Here is a 6,343-nt window from a genome sequence, read left to right on the forward strand (position 1 = left end):
TTATTGAAAACAAAAAAAGAGAGCCCTCGTTTGAGCCCTCTCTGTTGCGAAAAACATGTAAACTGTAAAACCTGATGCAAATCTATGGCAAGTGAGCGCAAGGAAACGTTAACAAGACATTACCTTTTGTTAATTAAGGTTAAGGATCGTGCACTTGCGCCTTGGATGAGAGTAAATTTGTAAGGCTTGAAGAAATCATACATTCCCATACTTATTGTGCTAATCAGCTTTTCGTTGATTGGGCTAGTTGCAATTCAAATCTATTGGATCCAGAACTCGGTTGCTTTAAGAGATACGCAGTTTAGGAGAAATGTCAAAATAGCTTTGGCGGAGGTCAATAACGTGCTGGAGCGCGAAGAGGCACATGAGCGAATGCGCAGATCAGACATCGGAAGGAAAATAAGGGCACAGATCGACAGTATATCTGATGAAAAGACAGTGGCCCATTTATGGACTTCAGACCAGACTTCCATTGACAGCAGTAGCTTCCTAAGTCAAGACGGATCAAACAGCTTGCGCGTCTTTAGAGAGAAAAAAGAATTGGCCCTCCCTGATCCTATGGTCATGGGTCAAGAAAGGCTACCTGAAAAAAAGACGGCTAAAGTGCCTAACTATTTTCCTGAAAGAGAGCAAAAAATCATTACCGAGCTCCTAACAGGGTTGGTCAATATTGACCGTGAATCGGATATTCTAAACCGCTATGGAAGTTCCCAACTAGACTCGCTTTTAAACCTACACTTAAGTGATATCGGAGGAATTGATGCAGATTACGAATTCGGTGTTTTTGACCTTTTCGACAATCCTTTGATACTTTCAGAAGGATTAGAAGACACTGCGCCCTTGTACAATAATGGCTACAAGGTGCGTTTATTTCCTGATGACTTTACTCAGCCCACACGATACTTAAGAATATGGTTTCCCAATCAAGAGACATATTTGGTTCGAACATTGTGGCCGCTACTTACGTCATCTGCGATTTTTCTGATTGCCATCATTTTGGCCTTTGCTTACAGCATCAGAACGATCTTTAGGCAGAAGAAAATCTCAGAAATAAAGAATGACTTCATTAACAATATGACCCACGAGCTCAAGACACCTATTTCTACCATCTCCTTAGCCTGCGAGGCATTGGCTGATCCTGTCATGAGTCGCTCTACGGATCGCCATAAGCAATATGTAGGTATGATACGAGATGAAAACAAGCGTCTGGGAGTATTGGTGGAAAATGTGCTTCGGAGTGCGGTCTTGGACAGAAGAGAAATGGAGCTTTCCTATGAGGATGTCGATCTGAACGAAGTCATCGAAACTGCCATTCGAAATATCGAACTTCAAATACGACAAAAGGGTGGTTCAATAGAAATGAAAAAGAGCACGAAATCAGCCATTATTAAAGGTGATAGAATTCACCTTACAAACGTGGTCTACAACTTGCTTGACAATGCAATAAAATACAGCAGCGATCATCCTAATATTAAAGTGGCTACTATAAGCAACGAATTCTCAATAACGCTGAGCGTTTCTGATAATGGTATCGGAATAAAGAAAGATCAACAAACAAGGATTTTCGATAAGCTCTATCGCGTGCCGACGGGCGATGTTCACAACATCAAAGGATTTGGCCTTGGACTAAGTTATGTAAAAGCCATTATTGAAAAGCATCACGGAGTAGTGACTGTAAAAAGTGAATTTGGAAAAGGAAGTACATTTATTATTCAATTACCATACGAGCATGACATCTAAGACCCGCATTTTATTAGCAGAAGACGACCCAAACCTAGGAACACTTCTTAAGGAGTACCTCGAAGCAAAAGAATTCGAAACTGTGCTCTGCACCGACGGCGATAAAGCATTTAAGGTTTTCAATCAGCAGCAATTCGACTTTGTAATATTAGATGTGATGATGCCCATCAAAGATGGTTTCACCGTAGCCAAGGAAATAAGGACGACCAATAAGAAAATCCCCATCATTTTCCTTACAGCAAAATCCATGAAAGAAGATACGCTCAAAGGTTTTGACATTGGTGCTGATGATTATATCACCAAACCATTTTCAATGGAGGAATTGCTTGTGAGAGTAAACGCCATCCTCAGGAGAACGGAAAAAGGTCGAAATGAAGATCAAGACAAAAAGGTCTTTGAGCTTGGAATTTTCCATTTTGATTATGAACGACAGCTTCTTAAACATGACAATGATGAGCAAAAGCTTACCACGAAAGAGAATGAATTGCTCTATCTACTGTGCCTAAATAAAAATGGTGTTTTAGAACGAAATTATGCTTTGAATGCGATTTGGGGAGACGACAACTATTTCAACGGGAGAAGCATGGATGTATACATTGCCAAGCTGCGCAAACATCTAAAGCCCGATTCAAGCATCGAAATCATTAACATTCACGGGAAAGGCTTTAAGCTTCTAGTGTCTTGATCAAAGACAAGAAGTTCGGCCTCCGTCTACTGGTAAGTTAACACCATTAATATAAGATGCAGCCGGAGATGCCAAAAAGCAAATGGCATTTGCCACTTCTTCAGGTTGCCCTACTCGTTTCATTGGAGTCGCATTACCCATGTCGGTAATGACTTCATCTACCGATTTCCCGGTGGCTTTTGATTTTCTATCTGCAATGGATTCAAGTCTCACGGTGTTGGTCGGGCCTGGTAGCACATTGTTGACGGTGATATTGAATTCCCCTAGTTCGTTTGCGAGTGTCTTGGCCCAGTTTGCTACTGCTCCGCGAATGGTATTTGATACCCCCAGATTAGGCAAGGGTTGTTTGACTGAAGTAGAAATGACATTGATTATTCGGCCATAACCTGATTTTTTCATCAATGGAATGCAATGGCTTGCCAAAATGTGATTGCAAACAAGATGCATTTCAAATGCCATTCTGAATTCGTCAGCTTTGGCGTCCGAAGCTTTCCCCGCAGGAGGTCCACCGGTATTATTAACCAGTATATTGATCTCATTTTCGTCAGCCAATTCCAATTCTAGTTTCGCTCGCAATCCTTCAGGATCTGAAAAGTCAGCAACTATAATCTTATGATCGGCTCGGTTTATGGCCTTCAAGTCATCACGAACCTCAATGAGCTTCTTTTCATTACGTGCAACTAAGATTAGTCTTGCGCCAAGTGCGGCCATTTCAAGAGCTGCAGCTTTTCCAATACCTTGTGTGCTTCCTGCTACAAGAGCGATTTTATTGTCTAATCTGAAATTCATATTTGCGTTTTCGAGTAGACGAATATAACATTCCAAAAAAGGGTATTAAAAGGTTGCTTGTAAATTGCTTGGCTATAATTACCCAAGTATTCTCCTATTTTCGCAGGAACGATATTTTAGTGATATTCGCATTTAGTTGCTTTCGCACTTAAAACTAGGACGGTACTTGGTAATTTGTATTTTTGAAGGCTCCTGTCAACTGATATCAACTTCATGAAAAATTTCTTTTTCATAATCCTTTTTGCATTTCCAGGCTTGTCATCGACTGCTCAGACAAGTGCTCTATCGCTCAAGGGGGTCTATCAAGGAAAAGACTTATATATAGAAAATCCTTTCAGTGATGATGGTGTAGGATTTTGTGTATATGAAGTATATGTAAACGGTGAGTTGACGCGTGATGAAATCAACAGCAGTGCATTTGCCATTGATTTTTCGATTTTGGGTATTGAAAGAGGTGAGTCTGTAGATGTCATACTCAATCACAAAGAAGGTTGCGGACCACTGGTTCTAAATCCTGAAGCTATTAAACCTCATAGCACATTTGAAATAAAGCGTATCGAGGTTACCAATAATACGCTCAATTGGACTTCAAAAAAAGAAAGTGGCTCTCTTCCTTTTGAAATAGAACAATTTCGATGGAATAAATGGGTGACCGCAGGAGAAGTAAAAGGAAAAGGAACTACAGGGGAGCATGAATATTCCTTTAAGCTTGAACCATATTCGGGTGAGAATAAGGTGAGGGTTAAACAGATTGATTATACAGGAAAGCCTCGATACAGTGAAGCGGTGATCTATAATTCGGGGATTTCTGCGGTAACTTATTCACCCGAAAAACCAGACAGATCCATCACCTTTTCTCGGGATACGCGCTTCGAAGTTTTCGATAAATACGGAAATCTTGTAAGAACAGGTTTTGGTCGATCTTTGGATATCACTGACTTAACCTCAGGGGAGGAATATTACCTAAACTACGACAATTCATTTGGAGGCACTTTCAGAAAGAAGTGAGGACACTTTTAATAAACGTTTGTACCAGTTCTTCCAAATCTTCACCATCATTATAGTGCAAAACATGCACTCCCAGCCCTCGGGCACCTTCTATATGCTCCATGGTATCATCAACAAAGAGGGTCTCTTTAGGTGTCAACCCATATTCATTCAATATAAATTGAAATGCTTCTTTGTCAGGCTTGCGCTGATTTAATAAATGGCTATAGCCAATAAACTCAAAGCATTCACTAAAATTCCTCCACCCATATTGTTCGTCAATTTTTTTCTCAAACCACAATTGATGGGTTTGATTTGTATTGGAAAGAATGAAAAGCCTGTAAACCGAACTTAATCTTTTAATGAGATGAAATTTCGCCTGCGGCAGTTCACCCAACATTTTACACCAAGCGTTTCTTAGCTCATCGATATCATCCCTCCCCGTTCTAGCTGATAAACCCATTAAAAAGTCACTCTCCGTGATCTGACCTCTTTCGTAATGACGGAAGAATTCGTCCTGTATTTGCTTCGAAAATGCTTCTTCGGGTTTCTCTAAGCCCAATGAGGCGAATGCATCTATAGTATGCTGATAATTGACATCGAGTAAAACCACACCCAAGTCAAAGATTATATTTTTAATCATTGCTCGAAGATAAGCTTCAACAAGCTTGTCTAAAAAGGAAGATTACTCTAATTTCGCGCTCCCACGGGGAATTAGCTCAGTTGGCTAGAGCGCTACACTGGCAGTGTAGAGGTCACCGGTTCGAATCCGGTATTCTCCACCCAAAACCACCACTCCTAGAAGATGGTGGTTTTTTTGTGACCAAACTCGATTGGAAGAAAATAAAAACCCCCTGCCTTTTAAGACAGGGGGTTCACTTAAATTAATAACTATCGCTTAATTATTCTTAACAACCTTGAAGGTTTGAGATCTTCCATTTAAGCCTGCGTGCTGGATGAAATAAACTCCACCCTCTAGTTCAGACAGATTGATTTCAAACATTCCGCTTGCTACAGGAACATTGTATTGTCCAACAACTTTTCCTGATAGATCCATTACTGTCAGTGACTCTCCTTCTTTGAATTCAGAGTTAATAAACACTGTAGATCTGGTTGGGTTTGGATAAAGCTCTCCTTTGAGTTGCTCTCCATTATTACTAGCCGAATCATTGCTCTTGTTGTCATCTGTCAAGAAGTAGAACTCAGTCCAAGGACTATATGGACTAGTCATTAATGGTGACAGTTCACAAGCACAGATCACTCTCCACTCGATTAACAGCCCGTCTTGCAACTGAGCTGAAGAGAATGTCAATTCAGATGGCTCGGTATCTACAATTGTTCCAAGAGTGATGTTCGCATTTCCTCCGGAAGGACGACCAAACACTCTACAAGCAACTGAGTTTGGAACAGGGTTCCAACTGAAGTGGATAGTATTGCTTCCTATCGCCTCGGCTTCAAGACCACTAGGGGCAGTTACACAATCTCCTTCTTCAACCGTTGTGATCAGTTGCTCACAAGTAGCAACATTTCCACAATCATCTGTTGCAGTCCATAATCTGATGAAGCTTGATGGGCAAATGTCAGAAACATAGAGGTCTTCGTATGTCACATCCATAACACCTATACAGTTGTCAGTAGCCGTTGCAAAACCTGTTACTTCAGGAGTCGTGTCACTTCCACATGTTACCACTATATCTGCTGGACAGAAGATATGTGGAGTCGTGTTATCAACAACAACTAACTCTGTATACAGAGGTTCTGATTGATTACCACAAGCATCTTCTGCAACGAATATGCATCGCACAGTAGCTTTAGAAGGACAGTCAACATCTGTACTGATTTCAATACCTGTTTCGAAGAAACTAGCATCATTACAGTCATCAATTGCCTCAATTGGTGTTAAATCATTCTGCATAAAGATTCCTGCAAGGAAATTCTCATATACGTTCATTTGGGTATCTGATAGATTTCCATCAACGTAGTCTAGTAACATTGCATAATCAACAGCCATACAAGTGATGTGCATGCTTGACTCTTCAGGCATGATCAACTCTGGAGCTGTCGTGTCAGTGATCGTGATTACTTGGTCACAGCTTGATGTGTTGCCACATGCATCCGTTGCCGTCCACGTTCTGGTGAAGG

General features: G+C 40.8%; 6 protein-coding genes and 1 tRNA gene. 4 read left to right on the forward strand and 3 right to left on the reverse strand.

The window, feature by feature from the left end; translation table 11 throughout:
• The first annotated feature begins 186 nt into the window (after positions 1-186).
• Positions 187-1,740 (forward strand): HAMP domain-containing sensor histidine kinase, encoded by a 1,554-nt coding sequence (locus O3Q51_17985; protein MCZ4410712.1) that lies wholly within the window; start codon positions 187-189, stop codon positions 1,738-1,740.
• Complete coding sequence (locus tag O3Q51_17990; GenBank protein ID MCZ4410713.1) at positions 1,730-2,425, forward strand: response regulator transcription factor; 696 nt, start codon at positions 1,730-1,732, stop codon at positions 2,423-2,425. The genes O3Q51_17985 and O3Q51_17990 overlap by 11 nt, the downstream gene beginning before the upstream one ends.
• Here O3Q51_17990 and O3Q51_17995 read toward each other — a convergent pair whose 3' ends face one another.
• Positions 2,426-3,214 carry an SDR family oxidoreductase gene (locus tag O3Q51_17995; GenBank protein ID MCZ4410714.1) on the reverse strand — a complete coding sequence of 263 codons (789 nt, stop codon included), beginning with the start codon at positions 3,212-3,214 and terminating at the stop codon, positions 2,426-2,428. It abuts the gene before it with no gap.
• 213 nt (positions 3,215-3,427) lie between these two features.
• Here O3Q51_17995 and O3Q51_18000 point away from each other — a divergent pair, with 213 nt between their 5' ends.
• Positions 3,428-4,222 (forward strand): hypothetical protein, encoded by a 795-nt coding sequence (locus O3Q51_18000; GenBank protein ID MCZ4410715.1) that lies wholly within the window; start codon positions 3,428-3,430, stop codon positions 4,220-4,222.
• Here the strand turns inward: O3Q51_18000 and O3Q51_18005 are convergent.
• A complete protein-coding gene (locus O3Q51_18005; protein MCZ4410716.1) occupies positions 4,209-4,844 on the reverse strand; it encodes an HAD family phosphatase in 636 nt (211 codons plus the stop codon). The genes O3Q51_18000 and O3Q51_18005 overlap by 14 nt on opposite strands.
• A 65-nt stretch (positions 4,845-4,909) precedes the next feature.
• On the opposite strand from O3Q51_18005, the gene O3Q51_18010 reads away from it, so the two are divergent.
• A tRNA-Ala gene (locus O3Q51_18010) sits at positions 4,910-4,983 on the forward strand.
• A gap of 116 nt (positions 4,984-5,099) precedes the next feature.
• Here the strand turns inward: O3Q51_18010 and O3Q51_18015 are convergent.
• The coding region (locus O3Q51_18015; GenBank protein ID MCZ4410717.1) for a T9SS type A sorting domain-containing protein at positions 5,100-6,343 on the reverse strand (1,244 nt) is incomplete at its 5' end.

Source organism: Cryomorphaceae bacterium 1068 (assembly GCA_027214385.1).
In the GTDB taxonomy this organism is placed as follows: domain Bacteria; phylum Bacteroidota; class Bacteroidia; order Flavobacteriales_D; family Cryomorphaceae; genus JAKVAV01.